This window comes from Bacteroidota bacterium (genome assembly GCA_039714315.1).
GTDB lineage: Bacteria > Bacteroidota > Bacteroidia > Flavobacteriales > JADGDT01 > JADGDT01.
Genome location: JBDLJM010000007.1, coordinates 17065 through 36399, shown reverse-complemented (window position 1 = coordinate 36399; position 19335 = coordinate 17065). Strand labels below are relative to the sequence as shown.

General features: G+C 35.4%; 17 protein-coding genes and 1 pseudogene. 12 read left to right on the top strand and 6 right to left on the bottom strand.

What is annotated here, in order from left to right; genetic code table 11:
- Positions 1-128: 128 nt before the first annotated feature.
- The 3 genes from ABFR62_01920 (at position 129) to ABFR62_01910 (ending at position 2516) form a co-directional block, all read left to right on the top strand.
- Positions 129-527 carry a molecular chaperone Tir gene (locus tag ABFR62_01920; protein MEN8137166.1) on the top strand — a complete coding sequence of 133 codons (399 nt, stop codon included), beginning with the start codon at positions 129-131 and terminating at the stop codon, positions 525-527.
- A 62-nt stretch (positions 528-589) separates the two neighbouring features.
- Positions 590-1303 (top strand): PspA/IM30 family protein, encoded by a 714-nt coding sequence (locus ABFR62_01915; protein MEN8137165.1) that lies wholly within the window; start codon positions 590-592, stop codon positions 1301-1303.
- A 160-nt stretch (positions 1304-1463) separates the two neighbouring features.
- Positions 1464-2516, top strand: a complete 1053-nt coding sequence (locus ABFR62_01910) for an LD-carboxypeptidase (protein ID MEN8137164.1) — start codon at positions 1464-1466, stop codon at positions 2514-2516.
- Positions 2517-2583: 67 nt separating this feature from the next.
- Here the strand turns inward: ABFR62_01910 and ABFR62_01905 are convergent, their stop codons facing one another.
- Positions 2584-2817 carry a hypothetical protein gene (locus tag ABFR62_01905; protein ID MEN8137163.1) on the bottom strand — a complete coding sequence of 78 codons (234 nt, stop codon included), beginning with the start codon at positions 2815-2817 and terminating at the stop codon, positions 2584-2586.
- A gap of 121 nt (positions 2818-2938) precedes the next feature.
- Here ABFR62_01905 and ABFR62_01900 point away from each other — a divergent pair, with 121 nt between their 5' ends.
- The 4 genes from ABFR62_01900 (at position 2939) to ABFR62_01885 (ending at position 7996) form a co-directional block, all read left to right on the top strand.
- The gene (locus ABFR62_01900; protein ID MEN8137162.1) at positions 2939-5077 is read left to right on the top strand and encodes a M3 family metallopeptidase; all 2139 of its coding nucleotides are present in this window, start codon (positions 2939-2941) and stop codon (positions 5075-5077) included.
- Positions 5078-5187: 110 nt separating this feature from the next.
- Positions 5188-5934 carry a nitroreductase family protein gene (locus ABFR62_01895; protein MEN8137161.1) on the top strand — a complete coding sequence of 249 codons (747 nt, stop codon included), beginning with the start codon at positions 5188-5190 and terminating at the stop codon, positions 5932-5934.
- Between the two features lie 481 nt (positions 5935-6415).
- Positions 6416-7210, top strand: coding sequence for a thymidylate synthase (locus tag ABFR62_01890; protein ID MEN8137160.1), 795 nt, complete (start codon positions 6416-6418; stop codon positions 7208-7210).
- A 36-nt stretch (positions 7211-7246) separates the two neighbouring features.
- On the top strand, positions 7247-7996 hold the full coding sequence (locus tag ABFR62_01885) for an SDR family NAD(P)-dependent oxidoreductase (GenBank protein ID MEN8137159.1): 750 nt from the start codon (positions 7247-7249) through the stop codon (positions 7994-7996).
- A gap of 51 nt (positions 7997-8047) precedes the next feature.
- Here the strand turns inward: ABFR62_01885 and ABFR62_01880 are convergent, their stop codons facing one another.
- Both ABFR62_01880 and sppA read right to left on the bottom strand, forming a co-directional pair.
- A complete protein-coding gene (locus ABFR62_01880) occupies positions 8048-9073 on the bottom strand; it encodes a DUF6588 family protein (protein MEN8137158.1) in 1026 nt (341 codons plus the stop codon).
- An 85-nt stretch (positions 9074-9158) separates the two neighbouring features.
- Positions 9159-10934 carry a signal peptide peptidase SppA gene (sppA, locus tag ABFR62_01875; GenBank protein MEN8137157.1) on the bottom strand — a complete coding sequence of 592 codons (1776 nt, stop codon included), beginning with the start codon at positions 10932-10934 and terminating at the stop codon, positions 9159-9161.
- Between the two features lie 130 nt (positions 10935-11064).
- Between sppA and folK the strand changes: the two genes are divergently transcribed.
- From folK to ABFR62_01855, 4 genes are all read left to right on the top strand, one after another.
- Positions 11065-11583, top strand: coding sequence for a 2-amino-4-hydroxy-6-hydroxymethyldihydropteridine diphosphokinase (folK, locus tag ABFR62_01870; GenBank protein MEN8137156.1), 519 nt, complete (start codon positions 11065-11067; stop codon positions 11581-11583).
- A gap of 18 nt (positions 11584-11601) precedes the next feature.
- The gene (locus ABFR62_01865; GenBank protein MEN8137155.1) at positions 11602-12237 is read left to right on the top strand and encodes a deoxynucleoside kinase; all 636 of its coding nucleotides are present in this window, start codon (positions 11602-11604) and stop codon (positions 12235-12237) included.
- Positions 12238-12320: 83 nt separating this feature from the next.
- Positions 12321-13763 carry an OmpA family protein gene (locus ABFR62_01860; protein MEN8137154.1) on the top strand — a complete coding sequence of 481 codons (1443 nt, stop codon included), beginning with the start codon at positions 12321-12323 and terminating at the stop codon, positions 13761-13763.
- A 443-nt stretch (positions 13764-14206) separates the two neighbouring features.
- Entirely contained in the window at positions 14207-17137 is a 2931-nt protein-coding gene (locus ABFR62_01855) for an FAD-linked oxidase C-terminal domain-containing protein (GenBank protein MEN8137153.1), read from the top strand.
- Between the two features lie 177 nt (positions 17138-17314).
- Here the strand turns inward: ABFR62_01855 and ABFR62_01850 are convergent.
- Positions 17315-17398 (bottom strand): annotated as a pseudogene (locus tag ABFR62_01850) (hypothetical protein).
- 191 nt (positions 17399-17589) lie between these two features.
- On the opposite strand from ABFR62_01850, the gene ABFR62_01845 reads away from it, so the two are divergent.
- Positions 17590-18270: a M15 family metallopeptidase gene (locus tag ABFR62_01845; protein MEN8137152.1), complete on the top strand. Its 681-nt coding sequence runs from the start codon at positions 17590-17592 to the stop codon at positions 18268-18270.
- A gap of 51 nt (positions 18271-18321) precedes the next feature.
- On the opposite strand, the gene ABFR62_01840 is transcribed toward ABFR62_01845, so the two are convergent.
- Positions 18322-18738 carry a hypothetical protein gene (locus ABFR62_01840; protein ID MEN8137151.1) on the bottom strand — a complete coding sequence of 139 codons (417 nt, stop codon included), beginning with the start codon at positions 18736-18738 and terminating at the stop codon, positions 18322-18324.
- Between the two features lie 167 nt (positions 18739-18905).
- The gene (locus ABFR62_01835) at positions 18906-19313 is read right to left on the bottom strand and encodes a rhodanese-like domain-containing protein (GenBank protein ID MEN8137150.1); all 408 of its coding nucleotides are present in this window, start codon (positions 19311-19313) and stop codon (positions 18906-18908) included.
- Positions 19314-19335: the final 22 nt, after the last annotated feature.

Sequence of the window (19335 nt, the reverse complement as noted above, 5' to 3'; positions counted from 1 at the left end):
ATTTGCAAAGAAACTTAGCTAAGTTATGGAATGTGATTCATTTAATTATACATATTTGGAATAAATTTGAATAGAAAGAAACTAAATGTGATTATATTTGATGAGCATAATAACTAAATTTTAAATTAATGAAAAATTCAGATTATAATAAAGTAGGGGAGTATCTTCTTGATTTAGGTTATACAATAATACATCAGGATGATGATTCTGAAGTTTACGTTGTAGAAAAAGAAGCGGACGGAATTAACAATCTTTTTATTGGTGTTGCAAATCCAATCCTGATTATTGAACAATTCCTATTTAATATGGAGGAAGATAATCCTCAGGTATTCAGGAATCTTTTGATAAAGAATAGAGATATTATACACGGGGCTTTTGTGCTTGATGAGGGTGGAAATAAAGTTATTTTCAGAGATACTCTTCAGATAGAAAACTTAGACCTAAACGAATTGGAAGGATCATTAAATTCGTTGAGTTTACTATTAAATGAATATTCAGAAGAATTGATCGAATTTTCAAAAATGTAATTATTATTATATCAGTAGATATACTTATTCAGGAAGTTTCATAAACATATAAACAAAAAAAGATGAACATTTTTAAGCGCATATTTAACGTAGGAAAAGCAGAAGCACATTCAGCAGTAGATAAATTAGAGGATCCAATAAAGATGACCGAACAGGGAATTAGGGATCTAAAAAAGGATTTGGACAATGCATTGAAGGCTTTAGCTGAGATAAAAGCATTAGCAATAAGGTCTAGAAACGACTTTAATACTGCCCAGGCAAAGTCAAAGGATTACGAGAGTAAGGCTGTTTTATTGCTTAAGAGAGCCGAAAGGGGAGAAATGGAAATGGCAGAGGCTGAGAGATTAGCAACTGAAGCACTATCCAAAAAAGAGGAAAGTGTTCAATTGATGGATCAGTCTAGAGTTGAAAAAGAAAAATTTGAGACAAATGTGTCACAGATGGAACGAAAAATTAATCAGTTAAAGAAGCAAATTTCTACTTACGAAAACGAGTTGAGGACTCTTAAAGCCAGAGTGAAAGTTAGTTCTGCTACCAAGAATATTAATAAGCAGATGGCTAATATTGATTCGGGGTCTACTGTTTCGATGTTAGAAAAAATGAAAGATAAAGTAGCAGAGGAAGAAGCTTTAGCTGAGGCCTATGGAGATGTTGCAAATGAGAGTCGTTCTCTGGATGATGAAATAGATAAGGCGCTTGAAGGAGAGTCTGCCTCAAAGGCTTCAGATGATTTGGCAGCCTTAAAAGCTAAACTTGGGATGGATAAGAAGGATTAAGATTATATTGAATTCTGAACTTTGAAAGGTTGTTTCTTATTATGAAGCAACCTTTTATCTTTTATACAGTAATGATTATGGAGTTAACTGTTTGTACAATCTATTTTTTTTAGATGTTTTGATAAAAATCTTTATCTTACACAAATCAAAAAAGTTAAAAATGCAAAGAAGAAATTTTTTAAGAAATATAGCTTTGGCTTCGGCATCTGTCCCATTGATGTCGTTTGATTCTTTTGATTCTGCTGAAGAAGAAAATGAATTGAAGATAACTAAGCCAAAAGCACTGAAAAAAGGTGATACAATTGGCTTAATAACTCCGGGGAGCTATATAAGTGATGAGGGACTGGAAACGGCAATTGATAATGTGAAATCCTTAGGATTTAAGGTTAAGCTTTCTAAGAATATCAGGAAGGAACGGGGCTATACTGCCGGAAGCAAAGAAGAAAGGGTTGATGATTTGCATGAGATGTTTGCAGATCCGGAAATTAAAGGAATATGGGCTGCCCGCGGGGGCTACGGATGTTCCGGTTTACTCCCTTTAATCGACTTTGATCTAATCAGGAAAAATCCCAAAGTCTTTATAGGATACAGCGATATTACTGTTTTACATTTGGCAATATTCAAAAAGACAGGGCTTGTGACTTTTCACGGACCTGTGGCATCATCTACTTTTACAGATTATACCAGGAAATATGTTGAGAAAATGATTACTTCTACCGAAATTCCTCCAAAGGTATATCCATGTAAAGAAAATGACACCGAAGCTTTGGAGAATGAATTTTTCAAACCAAAGGTGTTTAAATCCGGAAAGGCCAAAGGAAGATTGGTTGGGGGAAATTTAAGTCTTATCGCTGCATTGGTCGGTACTGAATGGGAAATGGAATTGTCAGACAAATTAATTTTTATCGAGGATATTGGTGAGGCACCCTATAGAATAGACAGGATGTTGATTCAGGTTGACCAGAATAAAGATTTAAATGATGCCAAAGGATTGATTTTTGGTGTTTTTGATGATGCGGAAAAACCTGAAGACGAGCTTTCATTATCATTAGAACAAATGTTTGATGATAATACCAAAGATCTGGAAATACCTTGTGCTTACGGCTTCTCATTCGGGCATATCGATAACCAGTTTACTCTGCCGTTAGGAATAATGGCAAGGATGAATTCTGATAAGAGGACTATTGAGTTCTTGGAAAGTGCTGTGGTATAAACAGATTTATTTTTGAGGCTGTCTCCAAAAATTTCGCTTAGTAAAGTGCTAATTTTGGAGACAACTTTTATAAATCCTTGTAAAATTTATTCTTGTTATTATTTTTACTTTTCTTGTCGAAATAGTAGTTAAACCCCATCATTACAAAAAATAGCAGGATAAATTCATACCATCTCTCCGAAACGATGGTCTTTATTTCTATTTTGTCTCTAAAATGACCTATGGCAATTATAGCAATGGTGTAAAGAGCTGTGAAGGTTATACTCTTCAGGAATATTTTTTTCAAATTGAATTTATTCATAGCTGCAAATATACATCATATTTTAGTTTCTGTATTTTTCAAAAACCGGATGAATGTTATAGGATAAATAACTTAAACTGATTAAGTTTGCGACACTTTAACAATAATTAATATAAAAATAATGAAGTTTAAATTTATAAAGAAAGCCTCGTTAGCATTAATGGTTTCAACTGTTATGGTAGCGTGTAGTTCAGAAGAGAAAAAAGAGGTGGAGGAAGCGAATCCATTGATTGGAGAGTTTACGAATAAGTTTGGAACAGCTCCTTTTGATAATATTGAGGTAGAGCATTTTATGCCTGCCATAAACGAAGGTATTGCACAAGGTAAAGCTGAGATCGAAAAAATCACAAGTAACAGTGACGAAGCTACTTTTGAAAATACAATTGAAGCATTATCAGTTTCAGGGAGCTTATTAAACAGAACACAAGTTTTACTTGGACATCTAAATTCGGCAGAGACCAATGATTCGATACAAAAAACTCAACGTGAGGTATCGCCACTTGTAACTGAATACTACAATGATATTCTGTTGAATGAGGCTCTTTTTAACAGGATAAAATCTGTATACGATAAAAAGGATGAGCTTAATTTGGATGCAGAGCAAACTACCTTATTAGAAAATACGTATAAATCATTCGCTAAAAACGGAGCATCGCTTGATAAGGAACAAAAGGAAGTGTTAAGAAATATCAATAAGGAACTTTCCAGACTTTCAATATTATTTGGAGAGCATTCGTTAGCTGAAACTAACGGGAAATTTATTGAGGTTAAAACAGAAGAAGAGCTTTCAGGTATCCCGCAGGATGCTATCGAAAGAGCTAAGGGAGTTGCAAAGGAAAAAGGGCTTGACAGTTCTTGGGTATTTACTCTTCATGCACCTAGTTATGTGGTTGTGATGAAATATGCTGATAACAGAGATCTTCGCGAAAATATGTATAGATCTTATAAAGCTCAGGGAAACAATGGTAACGAAAATGATAACAGCGAGGTTGTAAAGGACATTGTTAAGTTGCGTTATGAAAAAGCAAAATTACTTGGATATAATAATTATGCCGATTTTGTATTAACCGATCGAATGGCTGATTCTGCACCTCAGGTAACAGGATTCCTTGACGATTTACTTGCACTTGCTTTACCGGTGGCTAAAGCGGAGAAGGCAGAAGTTCAGAAATATATGAAGAATAATGGTGCTGATTATGAACTACAGGGTTGGGACTGGTCTTATTTTTCAAATAAATTGAAAAAAGAAAAATTCAATATCAATGATGCTGATCTTAAGCCTTATTTTGAGATTGAAAGAGTTCAAAAAGGAATGTTCGAAATTGCTAATAAGCTTTACGGATTAAACTTCACTGAAATTAATGATATTCCAACCTGGCACAAGGATGTAAAAACCTTTGATGTTACTGATGAGAACGGTGAGCACATTGCAGTTTTCTATACAGATTATTTTCCTAGACCGGGGAAACGTGGTGGAGCATGGATGAATTCTTTGAAGAAACAAAGAATGGAAAACGGTAAAAATATTCGTCCACAGGTGATTAATATTTGCAACTTTACACCTCCAAGCGAATCACAACCATCTTTGCTTACATTTAGAGAAGTGGAAACAATGTTCCATGAATTTGGACACGGATTACACGGGATGCTTGCCAATACTCAGTATGAAGAATTATCAGGAACTAGTGTGTACAGAGATTTCGTTGAACTTCCTTCTCAAGTTATGGAGAACTGGGTTAGCGAACCGGAAGCTTTAAAATTATTTGCAAAGCACTATGAAACGGGAGAAGTTATACCGGCTGATTTGGTCGAGAAAATTTTGGCAAGTTCAAACTTCAATGAGGGTTATGCAACAATTCGTCAGTTGAGTTTTGGTTTCCTTGATATGGATTGGCATTCTTTAGGAGCTGAAGAGGTGGCAGTCGATTTAAATGTTAGTGAATTTGAAAAGGAGGCCATGGCCAAAACAAATATCTTCCCTGAAGTGGAAAATGATATTATGAGTACTCAGTTTGGGCATTTGTTTGCCGGAGGATATGCAGCAGGATATTACAGTTATAAATGGGCTGAAGTATTGGATGCAGATGCTTTTGAGGCTTTTAAAACAAACGGTATTTTTGATAAGGAGACAGCTAAAAGCTTTAGAGATAATGTTCTTAGTAAAGGCGGAACAGAGCATCCTATGTTGCTTTATAAAAGATTTAGGGGAGCAGAGCCTTCACCGACAGCTTTAGCAAAAAGGGCAGGATTTATTAAGTAATACCAAATAAACATCAAAATGCACCTTATCTTTTTCATCTAATTTATTTTTATAGGTGCATTCTGAAATTCATTAGGTACAAGTATTAATTTCTTAATTGATAAATTATCATGATGGATACAATATTAAAACACAGAACTATTCGTAAGTACAAAAAAGACAGTATTCCGGATAGCGATTTAGAAAAAATGTTGGAAGCGGGTATTAGGGCATCTACTACAGGTAATATGCAATTGTACAGCATTGTTGTTACCCGCGATGATGAGATGAAAGAAAAACTTGCTCCCGCACATTTTAACCAGCCAATGGTAACAGAAGCTCCTGTGGTTTTAACTTTTTGTGCTGATTTTAATCGCTTTAATAAGTGGTGCGAAGCACGCGATGCTAAACCCGGATATGATAATTTTTTGTCTTTTTACACAGCTTCTGTCGATGCTATTTTAGTAGCTCAAAATGTTACACTTGCTGCTGAAGATATGGGGTATGGTATTTGTTATTTAGGAACAACAAACTACACGGCTCAACAAATAATCGATACCTTGAACTTGCCTAAGGGTGTAGTTCCTGTTACAACTATAACTGTTGGAGTGCCGGATGAAAGTCCTGAATTAGTAGATCGTCTACCTTTAGATGGAGTAATTCATTTTGAAGAATATCAGGACTATTCGTCTGAAGATATTGATAGAATTTACGAGGAGAAAGAAGAATTAGAATCTTCTAAGGAACTTTTGGAAATAAACCAAAAGGAAACCCTTGCCCAGGTATTTACGGATAACAGGTACACGAAGGAGAATAATGTTGCTTTTTCGAAAGCCCTGCTAGAGGTGTTGGAAAAACAAGGCTTTATGAATCAATAAGTGAATTAAGCTTTTTTTTAAAAATATTGATAATAGAGACTGTTTCAAAAGTTAATTTATAATCATTTCGACCGTAGAGGAATCTCAACATCCTGATTTGCAATCATGAGATTTCTCAACTACGCTCGTAATGACGTATTTTTCGACTTTAGAAACAGTCTCTTTTTTTATTGTTTAGTTATACCAATGAGTTCATGAAACTTTTAGGTTAAACGAAGTTAAACCGAAGATTCGACGGAGTCAATCGCTTCGCTTATTTCTGTAGTCCTGCTATGCAAGAGATTTGATACTCGTAAAAAAGAACTTCACTTTAAATCTAACAGAGCACCTTGAAATTTAATTGGTATTATTGGTTGAAATCTTTTTTAAAACTTATTTTGAGATAATTGAAATTGAGATTTCATTTTTTATATTTTCACAAAAAATATTACAGGCATATTACCGGCTTGGGTATTAAAATAAAATAACGATTTATCAGATTATGAAACAGTATTTGAACCTTATAGAAACAGTTTTAGAAAAGGGAGTTAAAAAAGAGGATAGAACAGGAACAGGAACTGTTAGTGTTTTTGGACATCAAATGCGTTTTGATTTGTCAGAAGGTTTCCCGATGATCACTACTAAGAAACTTCACCTAAAATCAATTATACACGAACTTCTTTGGTTTTTGGAAGGCGATACCAATATTAAATATCTAACTGAACATGGGGTTAGAATCTGGAATGAATGGGCTGATGAAAACGGGGATCTGGGGCCGGTTTATGGAGCTCAGTGGCGTAGTTGGAAAGGAGCAAACGGACAGACTGTAGATCAAATTACTCAGGCTATAGATCAGATAAAAAACAACCCTGATTCTCGAAGAATAATTGTTTCTGCCTGGAATGTTGGAGAGCTCGATCAAATGGCATTGATGCCATGTCATGCTTTTTTCCAGTTTTATGTAGCCGATGGTAAATTGTCGTGCCAGTTATACCAGCGTAGCGCAGATATATTTTTGGGAGTACCTTTTAATATTGCATCTTATGCATTGTTGACTATGATGATGGCGCAAGTTACAGGGTTAGAACCTGGTGATTTTGTGCATACTTTTGGCGATGCCCACATCTATTCAAATCACATGGATCAGGTAGAGTTACAACTTAGTAGGGAAACAAGAAAGTTGCCTGTTATGAAGATTAATCCTGATGTGAAAAGTATTTTTGACTTTAAATTTGAAGATTTTGAGTTGGAAGGTTACGATCCTCACCCTCATATTAAGGGTGCTGTAGCAGTTTAAAAAGAACAGAAACGCATATATTAAAACTAACGGATAATGATCGCACTTATTACAGGAGCTACTTCGGGAATAGGAAAGTCAACAGCTAAAAAGTTAGCTGCACGAAAGTATAATCTTATTATTACCGGCCGACGAAAAGAAAGACTTGTAGAGTTATCAAAAAAGCTAAAGGTTGAATATAGTGTTGATGTTCTTATTCTGAATTTTGATGTAAGGAACAATGATGAGGTCGTTGAACATCTTTCTAAGCTCCCCGGGGAGTGGAAAAATATCGATATTTTGATAAACAATGCCGGATTAGCGGCAGGATTAGCACCTATTCAGGATGGACTCATATCTGATTGGGAAAGAATGATAGATACTAATGTAAAAGGCCTGTTGTATGTTACAAAGATTGTTTCCCAAATAATGATCTCGCGAAAAAAAGGCCATATTGTAAACATTGGATCAATAGCTGGGAAAGAAGTATATCCTAACGGGAATGTGTATTGTGGTACAAAACATGCTGTTGATGCGCTTACTAAAGGGATGCGTATTGATTTGGTAAAGTACGGGATCAAAGTTTCGTCTATAGATCCTGGGATGGTAGATACTGAGTTCTCTTTAGTGCGTTTGGGTGATGAGGAAAAAGCCGCTATGGTTTACGAGGGATTAACCCCTCTTTATGCAGATGATATTGCCGATGCTATTGATTTTATGGTGAGCCGACCTGCACACGTTACAATAAACGATATGGTTATAATGCCTACAGCACAGGCAAGTGCGACGGTAGTTGACCGAAAATAAGATAATTACGCTGTTATTATTTTTAAATAACAGCGTAATTCAATTTATTCTTTAGTTTACGGAATAGGCAATTCCCAGAGTTAGAGAATTATAAGAATTGAAGGAGTAATCTGCGAATATTTTAAAAGATTTAATATTTATTCTTGTGCCAAAAGTGGCGTTGAATCCTCTGTATTTAAAATTACCATTAGCGGGATTGCTATATGTTACTTTTGTGATATCGTTTGAATTGTAGTTTGTGTTGTATTCTACCTCGTAGCTACCTTTCATGTTGTATGAAGATTTAGAAGTATCGTAACCTAATCCTGTATATATATCAAAAATAGAAAATGTTGTAGATGCTAACAGCTGGAAGGTCCATGTACGAACTTTGAAATCTGTATGTTGATCGGAACCGGCCCATTGACTATCGACAGGATCTAATGTCCACTTTGCGGTAGTGCTGCTATATCCACCTAAAATACTAATATGAACAGGTACTTTTCCTTCGTATGGGATATATTGAAAAACATCGTGTTGCAGAGCTATGCCCCACATTCCTGTCTTAAATGAATCATAGCCCAGTTTTGGTACAAATCTGAATTTTATATCTGTACCCCATCCTACTCCAAATCCAAGTTGTAACATTGTATATGGAGTTACATTTGGGCTTATTCCTACTCCGGTTGGAGCATTGATGCCGGCTGTTAAAGTATTACCGTCGTTATCGAGGCTTGCCATCATAAGGGGTGTTTCACTAGTAGACCCGGCTACTGTTGGCAACGAAGTCTCTCCATCGGGAAGGTATATATTATTAAACGAGGTGTTAAATTTGAAACTTTCACCTGATGAAGGAATAAATGTCGATGATGTATTTAAAGCAATATCATAACCGAATTGAGCGTGTGTTTCTGCAGTTGAATACCACGAAGATCCGGAAGTAATCATCATACCTTTCATACCGGGATTAAGATAATCACTTATTAATGTTGTCCCTTCTTTTTCTCCGGCGATAAGAAAGCGTTCATAATTAAGTTCGCGTTGTGCATAAATATTGATTGAGAATAATATCAATATTAAGGGTAGATTTTTTTTCATGAGGAAATGGTTTTATATTGAGAGAATATAGAAACCCCATCAGTGTGAACTTAATATTAATGGGGTTTCTATTGTTTATTACCTGTTAATTAATCGTGATATTGAAAGGGATTCGGGCCTGAATACCTTCACTGTTTATGTACGACTTATAATCGGAGTATAATTTATATGCATCATCTCCGAGTTCTTCTTTTATAAGGTATAGTTTAGCCTCGCTGCTAAAACTTTCCAATAATTTTTTGTATTTATCTTCTTCTTTCGGGTAACTTACTAATCTGTAATTCTCGAGTTCTGCTTTTTCTGCAACATGTGCAATTGCATCTTCTAAGCCACCTATTTCATCTACCAGTCCTATTTCTATTCCGTCTTTTCCACTCCAAACACGTCCCTGACCAATAGCGTCAACATCTTCGAATTTCATCTTTCTGCCGTTTACAACTCTGGTAACAAATGTTTTATAGGTGTTTTCAATACTTCTTAAGATAAGTTGTTTAATTTCGGGAGAAGCACCTTTTATTAGGGAGAAGTCGAAAGATTGTTTATTTGTAGATACTACTTCGCTTGTAATACCCATATTTTCTGCTGCTTTTTCCAGATTTGGCAGCATTCCAAATACTCCTATAGATCCTGTAATTGTGTTTTCCTGAGCATATATTTTATCAGCACCACATGCAATATAATATCCGCCTGAAGCAGCAACATTTCCAAAGGAAACAACATATGGTTTTATCTCTTTTAATAATTCCAGTTCGTGCCAGATCAAATCGCTTGTAAGAGCGCTTCCTCCTCCTGAATTTACCCTTAATACTACACCTTTAACCTTTTTGTCGTTTTTGAGTTCTCGAATTGCTTTTACCATTTGTTGAGGTTTTACAACCTTATCACTGCCAAAAGCCTCAGCCTGAGAATAAATAATATTGCCTTCAGCGTAGATTATTGCAATTTTATCTCTAGAGAACTCTTTTTTTACCGTTGGTTTCACCTTTCGGTAATCTTTTAAAGATACAAGTTCAGGTTTTGAATTTAGAGGTTCTCCTATGGCATGGTTTATTGAATTATAAAAATCATTCTCGTAGCTTACTCTATCTATTAATCTCTTAGTCATTGCATCAATAGGTAGTTCAGCGTCTCTCATGTCGGCAAATTCATTTAATTTTTCAATTGAAATACCTCTGGATTCGGATATGTCATTCAGGTAAGTGTTCCATATTGAACCGATTAAAGCTGATGTTTGTTGGCGGTTTGCCTCACTCATTTTATCTTCTATAAAGGGCTCTACTGCACTTTTGTATTTTCCGTGTCTGATTACATCAAATTTTACTCCATATTTATCCTGAAACTTTTTGAAAAAGGTTATTTCAGCGGCTAGCCCTTTAAATTGCAAACTCCCAACCGGATTCAGGAAGACAGTATCAGCAACGGAACTCAGCCAATAGCCTTTTTGCGTATAAATATCCGAATAAGCAATAATGAACTTACCCGAATCTTTAAATTCTTTTAGCTTGTTTCTAATAGCTGTAAGGTGTGAAGATCCGGCAGAGATAATTCCACTTGTTATTGCTATACCTTTTATCTTCGGGTCATCTTTTGCCTTTTCGATATTATTTAATACACATAACAATTCAAGAGGTTTCTCCGAATCAATTTTCATTGGGTTAAAATCAGCAAATGGGTCATCATTCACCTTATCGAAAATCTGTGGAGATAGATCGAGCTCTAAAACTGAGTTTTCCGCTATTGTTTTTGTGTCATCACCTCCCGACATAAGTGAAGCTATCCCCACCAGTAGGAAAATAAATATAATCCATGCTAAGAATACACCCAGTACCGTAGCAAAAGTAAATTTGAAAAATTGTTTCATGCGAAAGAAGTTTGTTTCTGGTTAATCTGAAAAGCTAATATATAGATTTAGTTAATAAAATCTATCCACATGCTTAAACAATTATTGTCAGAATAACTATTTTTGCCAACCACAGTGATAATTATTTGTATTGGAAAGAAATGTTTACATAATATTAGGGTCTAATCTGGGAGACAAAAGAGGGTTTATTGAAAAGGCTTCAAAGAGAATTGATCATGAAATTGGTTCTATAGTAAAATTTTCAGCCTTTTATCAGACATCTCCATGGGGATTCGACACTTCGGCGGGTTCATTGACCGATTCGGTTGGTGAATTTCTCAATAGGGTTATTTGTGTAAAATCCGAAATGGAGGCAAATACTATAATGAGAACTCTTTTGGAAATAGAAACTGAACTTGGTAGAAACAGACATGGAGATGGTGAAGGTTATTTGTCGCGAACTATAGATCTTGATATTTTACTGATAGATGATTTAGTCATAAATAATGACCTGCTTATTGTTCCACATCCACGAATGACAATGCGTAATTTTGTTCTGTATCCTTTGGCTGAAATTGCTGGGAATATAATTCATCCCACAGAAAGGAAAAGTATTAATGAATTGCTTAAAGATTGTAAAGATCAGGAAAGTGTGATAAAAGTACTCTAAAGAAAAAACTTGTTGGTAATGCAGAATAACTTTATTGCGATAGAAGGGAACATTGGTTCAGGGAAAACATCTTTAAGTACGATGATCTCTAATGAATTTGGGGCAAAACTCATTATTGAGCAATTTGCTGACAACCCCTTTCTACCAAAATTTTATAAGGATCCAAAAAAATATGCCTTTCCATTGGAGATGTCTTTTTTGGCAGAACGTTATCAGCAGTTGAATGATGAAACTTCTCAACCGGATCTTTTTTCTCCTTTTATCGTTTCGGATTATTATATGTTTAAATCTCTCATATTTGCTGAGATTAATCTCGAGCCCGAGGAATATGAACTGTATCGCCGATTGTTTTTTATGATGTATAAAAATCTGGCAAAGCCGGATCTGTTTGTTTACCTGCATCAGGATACTGACAGGTTATTGAAAAATATTAAAAAACGGGGTAGAAGTTATGAGCAGGATATTCAGGTAGATTATTTGGAGGATATACATAAAGGCTATATTGAGTTTATTAGAAAACAACTTGATTTAAAAATTCTGGTAGTAGACGTCAGTAATATTGATTTTGTTGAAAATAAGAAAGATTATGAGAGAATTAAAGATTTAATTCTTGAAAAAACACATGTTGATAACTATTCTTTTGTTTGTTTGTAAATTTGTAGGAAAAGTAGTATCCTAATTGAGAATAATTTCTATTTTTGTTTGTATTCCAGAATGTGTCTACTAAAACCTTAATTATGATAAGAATATTGCAATTTGTCTTATTACCCCTTTTATTGCTCTCATTTACAATCAACGCTCAGGATGTTTCTCAAGACGACGAACCGGAGCCGATCTCACCACTTAGTAAATCAAATTTTAATTCATGGGCTATAAGCTTTGGAGTTGGGAATATTATTACCTCCGGCGACTTAAAAACCTATGGAGCGAGTAAGAGCTCTTTCGATTTGGGGTATCACCTGTATGTTGCCAAAATGTTTAATGCTTCCTTAGGCTTAGAATTTCAGGGGATTATGGGGACGTCAAATACTTATCCTGATAAGTTCAAGGAAAATATTTTGGAGTTAAACGGAGAGTCGAGTACACCGTTTATTACCGGAAATATGAATTTGGTTATTAATTTAAGTAACCTGATCTTCTCAGGGAATAACTATCAGAGAAAATGGAATTTTGCTGTTTACCCCGGTTTTGGAATTACTTATCATAAGGCTTATTTTACAAGTTACGAAGACCCTATATACAATGTGGATTGGGCTAACAACGGAGAGAAAACCGATACTTATACAAGAGTTTTTTCAATACCACTTGGGATGAGTCTCAAATATAGGCTATCAAAGAATTTTGACCTGGAACTTAGAGAGACTTTTACTCATTATAACGATGATAATTTTGACGGGCAGGTGTATGGAACTTCCCAGTTTGATTGGAGTTATTATACTTCTCTTTCCTTAGTATGGAAAATAGGAAAAAAAGAACGGGCACTTGACTGGACAGATCCTTTGGATGAAAATTTATCCCGGATAGATGTTTTAGAATCTAAAGTAGATGGAATATCAACTGATACCGATAATGATGGTGTTGCCGATATGTTTGATGTAGATAATGAAACCCCTGAAGGAATAATGGTTGCAGGAAATGGGCGTGCCTTAGATGCAGATAGAGATGGTATTCCTGATTATAAAGATATAGAACCTTTTACGGCGGTAGGAGTAGATACCGATCAGTATGGGAAAGAGATAGATTCAGATAACGACGGTGTAGGAAATAGTAGAGATATTGAGCCGGACTCTGAGGAAGGTGCTTTTGTAAACTGGCAGGGGAAAACAATCAGAGGGGGTAGTCTGGTAGAAGCATTGATCCCTTCTGTTTATTTTAAACTGAACTCCTCTTCGGTTGATTATAGAATGCACAAGGATCTGGTAGTGATCGCTAAGCTATTATTTGCGGATCCTGAATTGAATCTTGATGTAGTTGGATATACTGATCAGAGTGGCCCTGACGAATATAACAGAAAGCTTGGTATTAGGAGAGCTGAGGCAGTTGTTAAACACCTTGTAGATGTTTATGGAGTAGATAAATCCAAATTTGAAGTGAAAAGTCTTGGGGAGGATCGACCGCTGACAAAGAAAGATACCTATTATTCAATAAACAGAAGAGTTGATTTTAAGGTAAAAAGATAAGATACGTAAAGTATAAAAGATATTTGACCTGTTATGTTTCATAGCAGGTCTTTTTATTTATAAGTATATTCTATCGGAGAATTGCGAATTAATTAAAATCCGCAATTTTTAGTATTCATTTAATAGCAATAGAAAAAATATGCTATAATAAAAATATTACAAACTTACATTATTCAAGTATTGCATGGTGTTTAATTTCAATATGAAATTTAAATTAATTTAGGATAATCTTGGTGTTTTTCACTGCGATAAGAGCTTTTTTTTCGACAGAACAATTAAAATTTAGGATGAAATCATTATTTAAGACTGGAAAATTATTTATTCATTTTACCTTATGAGTTACACATTAGTATAGTTGGTTTATCCGTGTAAATATTGGAGATTCAGCACTTTTACTTGTTTATTTGGATTATCTTTGCAGATTCAAAATAAAGATAATTGTCATGCATTCAGAGTTAGTAGAGTTAGGCAAAAATCTAAAAGGAGATATCCTTTTAGATGAAATCCAAAAGGTAGTTTATTCAACAGACGCATCGGCGTATCGCGAAAAGCCTATTGGAATAACTCGTCCAAAAGATAAAGAAGACATCAAAATCATTATCGATTTTGCTAACAAACATAATATAAATCTTATTCCACGTGCTGCCGGTACTTCATTGGCAGGACAGGTTGTAGGTAATGGTTTGGTTGTAGATATTTCGAAGTATATGACTAAGATTATCGAAATCAACCCTGAAGAAAAGTATGCTATTGTTGAACCGGGTGTTGTTCGTGACGAACTTAATCTTGCTTTAAAAGAGCACGGATTGTTTTTTACTCCGGAAACGTCAACTGCCAATCGTTGTAACATCGGGGGAATGTTGGGTAACAATTCTTTGGGTGCAAACTCATTGATGTACGGCGATACACGTATGCATACAATAGAAACTGATGTGATATTGAGCGATGGTAGCGAAGTTACCTTTGGAGATATTACTAAAGTTGAATTTGAATCAAAAATGAAAGGCGATTCTTTTGAAAGTAAATTGTACAGGGATGTATACGAAATGCTTTCGAACAAAGAAAACGTTGAGGAAATTGAAAGAGAATTCCCTGATAAAGATATAAAACGAAGAAATACTGGTTATGCAATAGATCTGTTATTGAATAACGAGGTTTTCGGTGATTCTGATAAAGCATTCAACTTTAACCAGCTTTTGGCGGGTAGTGAAGGAACTTTAGCATTTACTACAAAGATTAAAGTTAACCTTGTAGAACTTCCTCCAAAACACACAGGATTGGTTTGCGTACATATGGATAGTGTTGCTGATGCAGCCAAAGGAAATATTGTTGCTTTAAAACACAAGCCAAATGCTATTGAGCTTATCGACAGTGTTATTATAGAGCTTACAAAGAAAAATAAAACTCAGGTAAAAAACCGTTTCTTCATCGAAGGTGAGCCCGGAGCTTTATTGATTGTTGAATTCTCAAGAGAGTCTGAAGAAGAACTTCATAAATGTGCTAAAGAGGTTGAAGCTTCTTTACGCGAAGCAGGCTTCGGATACCATTTTCCGCTTGTTACAGGTGATGATGTTAATAAAGTATGGGATTTGCGTAAAGCAGGTCTTGGTATTTTAGGAAACATGAAAGGTGATCCTAAACCCGCTCCTGTAGTGGAAGACGTTGCCGTAAAACCGGAAGACCTTCCTGCATATTTAGAAGGAGTTGAAGATATATTAAAAAACAGAGGCCTTGAAGTAGTTTACTATGCTCATATTTCTACCGGAGAATTACACATACGACCTGTACTGAATCTTAAGGAAGAGTCAGGGCGTGATATGTTCCGCACAGTAGCCAAAGATTTTGCAGAGCTTGCAAAAAGCTTCAATGCATCGTTGAGTGGTGAGCATGGTGACGGTCGTTTGCGTGGAGAGTTTATCCCTCTAATGGTTGGTGATAAAAACTACCAGCTTTTTAAAGATGTTAAGAATTCATGGGATGCAAAAGGGATTTTCAACAGAAATAAAATAGTTGATACTCCTCCAATGAACACTTTCCTTCGTTACGACGAAAACTATGTTACACACGAAGACGAAGAAATAAAAACAGTATTCGATTTCTCAGGTACCGATGGTTTCCAACGTGCCGCAGAGAAGTGTAACGGATCGGGCGATTGTAGAAAGTCTCACGAAATAGGGGGGACTATGTGTCCTTCGTATCAGGCTTCGAAAAACGAAAGCCAGACTACCAGAGCTCGTGCCAATGTATTGCGTACTTACATGTCGAGTACTCCAAAAGGAAAAGATGCTCTTAACCACAAAGAAATTTACGAAGTAATGGACTTGTGTTTGAGCTGTAAAGCCTGTAAGAGTGAGTGCCCTTCGAATGTAGATATTACAAGACTTAAGGCTGAGTTTATGCAACATTACTACGATGCAAACGGAATTCCATTCCGTACTAAGATGATTGCATACAACCCCGCATTAAACAAATTGATGAGTAGTACTTTCGTCGCTCCAATTGCTAACTTCATGCTTAAGTTACCCGTAATCGGTAAAGCGATGGTTTCTTCTATTGGTTTCCATCCAAACCGAAGAGTACCGGATGTACATACTGCAACTGTTTCTAAATACCACAATAAACTTACTGAAAACGCAGGTGAAAAAGGTAAAGTTTACCTGTTTAACGACGAGTTTACAAACTACAACGATCCTGATGTTGGTATTCATGCTATACGTTTGTTGAACAAACTTGGTTACGAAGTTGTAATTCCAAAACATAAAGATTCGGCTCGTACTTTCTTAAGTAAAGGTATGATTCGTGAGGCAAAGAAATACGCTATCGAAAATGTAAAGGCTCTTAAAGATATAGTTAACGAGGAAACTCCACTTATCGGTCTTGAGCCATCGGCAATCTTAGGATTCCGCGACGAATACCCTGATCTTGTTGGTAAAGAATTGCATGCCGATGCTAAAAAACTTGGTGAAAATGCCTTGCTTTTCGAAGAGTGGTTTATGCGCGAAGTTGAAAAAGGAAATATAACAAAAGAGCAGTTTACTGAGGCTGAAAATATGACTCGTCTTCACGGGCACTGTCACCAAAAAGCTATTGCATCAACACAAAACACATTGGAGATGTTGAACTTCCCGGCAAATTATTCGGCAGAGGAAATTCAAAGTGGATGTTGTGGTATGGCAGGTTCATTCGGATATGAGAAAGAGCACTACGATTTGTCGATGAAAATCGGTGAAATGGTATTGTTCCCTGAGGTACGTAAAACAGCAAAGGATGTGCAAATAGCAGCACCCGGTACAAGTTGTCGTCATCAGATTTACGACGGTACGGGAGTAAGTGCAAAGCACCCGCTTGCTATTATGTTTGAGGCATTGGCGTAGTGGATAAATCGGTTTGATTTAGTAGACAACATATTATAAAATACGAGGTGGAGAGGTAGATTATTACTTCTTCACTTTTTTTTTGGTGCCTTTTGGCGCTATCCGCTATATCTTTTTATCACAAGCTTGTTCTGCTAGTAAAAGCATCAAGCTCCTAAAGTCGCTTCTTGCTTTTGTCTCCCATGCTTTTATGTTTTGAATCTCATCAAAGTAAAATGTTTCTTGTTTATCGAATAGTTCTAAAAAGCATTCATACAACAATTATCATTATCAATGCAAATTAAGCATATGTAATTTGCATTGACAATGATAATATTTGCATAACCCGAAATAAATGTCTACTATTTAACCTCAACTTAGCATTTTTGCATCCCTGTTTACCGGCATGCAGGTTTGAAAGATGAAAAATGTTTTATACTTTTCTGAAATCATTCTTAACAAGTAATTAAACTATGAAAAAACTAATCAAAACTATATTTCTGTTTCTGCTACTAAGCACAACAGCTACTTCTCAGGTAAACGAATACGGATTATACGTAATCTCGGATATTGACATTTACAATGAAAAAGTTGCAAAAAACGATTCATTGGAGCTGGTTGATATCAAAAAGGTTATTCCAAATATAAGGCTCGATATCCGCTATGCAACTGCAAACAATTTTACTGGAGAAGTTATATACAAATCGCCGAAGGCATACATGCGAAAGTATATAGCACAAAAGCTTGCTGAAGTAGAGAAAGCACTAAACGGAAACGGACTGGGGTTAAAAGTTTTTGATGCTTACCGTCCTTATGCTGCTACGGTGAAATTTTACGAGGTGTACGAAGACAAAACTTTTGTAGCATCGCCAAAAACAGGTTCGGTGCACAATCGGGGAGCTGCAATTGACCTTACGATAATTGACCTAAAAACCGGAGAAGACCTGCAAATGCCAACTCCATTCGACGATTTTACTAAAAAGGCATCGCACAAGTACAACGATTTACCTAAAGAAGCACTTGCAAGCCGATTACTGCTTAAAACAATTATGGAAAAATATGGTTTTATTAGCTATGTTGACGAATGGTGGCATTACAGTTTTTATAACTGGAAAGATTATGATTTGATGGATTTGAGTATTGAAGAGTTGTAGATGTTGGACTTTTTGTTGATTACTTTCAAACTACTATTTAACAAAACAAAATCACTTACTATAATCTTTAATTTCCTCAGTAGAGTATAAGTATAATTTCAAATCTTTGGTATCTGCAATTGCCGCACCTGTTCCATTTATTTGTAGTGTATAACGCTCGTTTTCCGAGATGAATACACCACCGATATTATACACTAGTTGTTTTTCTTCAACTCCCGGAATACTTACATAATCATTTTGATAAATTTTAAGGATGAACTCTCCTTCTTTCGCCTCTTCGAGCTTAACATCGTTCTTATTACTGGTATCAAATATGTATACATAAGAATAAGAAATTGATTTTTCTTTTATAACATCAGCCTGGCTTGAAGGGAGGTTCTCTTCTTTTACGTTACCGGAATCCTGAGCGTATGTTGTTGAAGTAGCACACAATGCGAATATACTAACCAATAGTAGTATTCTTTTCATAGGTTAATTTAAATATAGTTTATGAATTAGTTTTTATAAAAAACTTCACCAATATATGGTAAAGCATTAAAATAATACCTGATAATAATTTTGTGAAAAAAAATATTATCAGGTATTATGTATGTATTATCAGGCGCTTACTAATTAATTGCTGATCCGGATTAAGCCTATGCTATTTTCACACCTTCCATCTCTGTAAATTTCACCTGCCCAACTGCATTGTATAAAGGGAATCCCTGGGATGCAAAATTAACTATTCCTCCTTCAATATCGATAACATTATTATATCCATATTCCTTTAGAGTAAGCTGTGTCATCGAACTAATACCACTCTTAACACAGTAAAGAACAAATTTAGTTTCAGAATTTGGCCATTTCAAAGTTGCATCGGTTTCTACTGCTCCTCTATCCATGTTTATAGCACCTTTAATATGTCCTGCCATGTATTTTTCAAAAGGTCTTAAATCAATAATCACCACATCTTCATTCTGCTCAATATATTCCAAAATTTCAGCAGGGCTCATGTGATCTGCCTTTTGAATAAATGGTCTTATTATCTCCGGTTTTGTTTTCATCTGTCAGTGATTTTTGTTGCTC

Excerpts from the sequence above, each read along its gene's own strand:
- ABFR62_01920 (MEN8137166.1), top strand. The coding sequence starts at position 129 with ATGAAAAATTCAGATTATAATAAAGTAGGGGAGTATCTTCTTGATTTA.
- ABFR62_01915 (MEN8137165.1), top strand. The coding sequence starts at position 590 with ATGAACATTTTTAAGCGCATATTTAACGTAGGAAAAGCAGAAGCACAT.
- ABFR62_01910 (MEN8137164.1), top strand. The coding sequence starts at position 1,464 with ATGCAAAGAAGAAATTTTTTAAGAAATATAGCTTTGGCTTCGGCATCT.
- ABFR62_01905 (MEN8137163.1), bottom strand. The coding sequence starts at position 2,817 with ATGAATAAATTCAATTTGAAAAAAATATTCCTGAAGAGTATAACCTTC.
- ABFR62_01900 (MEN8137162.1), top strand. The coding sequence starts at position 2,939 with ATGAAGTTTAAATTTATAAAGAAAGCCTCGTTAGCATTAATGGTTTCA.
- ABFR62_01895 (MEN8137161.1), top strand. The coding sequence starts at position 5,188 with ATGATGGATACAATATTAAAACACAGAACTATTCGTAAGTACAAAAAA.
- ABFR62_01890 (MEN8137160.1), top strand. The coding sequence starts at position 6,416 with ATGAAACAGTATTTGAACCTTATAGAAACAGTTTTAGAAAAGGGAGTT.
- ABFR62_01885 (MEN8137159.1), top strand. The coding sequence starts at position 7,247 with ATGATCGCACTTATTACAGGAGCTACTTCGGGAATAGGAAAGTCAACA.
- ABFR62_01880 (MEN8137158.1), bottom strand. The coding sequence starts at position 9,073 with ATGAAAAAAAATCTACCCTTAATATTGATATTATTCTCAATCAATATT.
- sppA (MEN8137157.1), bottom strand. The coding sequence starts at position 10,934 with ATGAAACAATTTTTCAAATTTACTTTTGCTACGGTACTGGGTGTATTC.
- ABFR62_01865 (MEN8137155.1), top strand. The coding sequence starts at position 11,602 with ATGCAGAATAACTTTATTGCGATAGAAGGGAACATTGGTTCAGGGAAA.
- ABFR62_01860 (MEN8137154.1), top strand. The coding sequence starts at position 12,321 with ATGATAAGAATATTGCAATTTGTCTTATTACCCCTTTTATTGCTCTCA.
- ABFR62_01855 (MEN8137153.1), top strand. The coding sequence starts at position 14,207 with ATGCATTCAGAGTTAGTAGAGTTAGGCAAAAATCTAAAAGGAGATATC.
- ABFR62_01845 (MEN8137152.1), top strand. The coding sequence starts at position 17,590 with ATGAAAAAACTAATCAAAACTATATTTCTGTTTCTGCTACTAAGCACA.
- ABFR62_01840 (MEN8137151.1), bottom strand. The coding sequence starts at position 18,738 with ATGAAAAGAATACTACTATTGGTTAGTATATTCGCATTGTGTGCTACT.
- ABFR62_01835 (MEN8137150.1), bottom strand. The coding sequence starts at position 19,313 with ATGAAAACAAAACCGGAGATAATAAGACCATTTATTCAAAAGGCAGAT.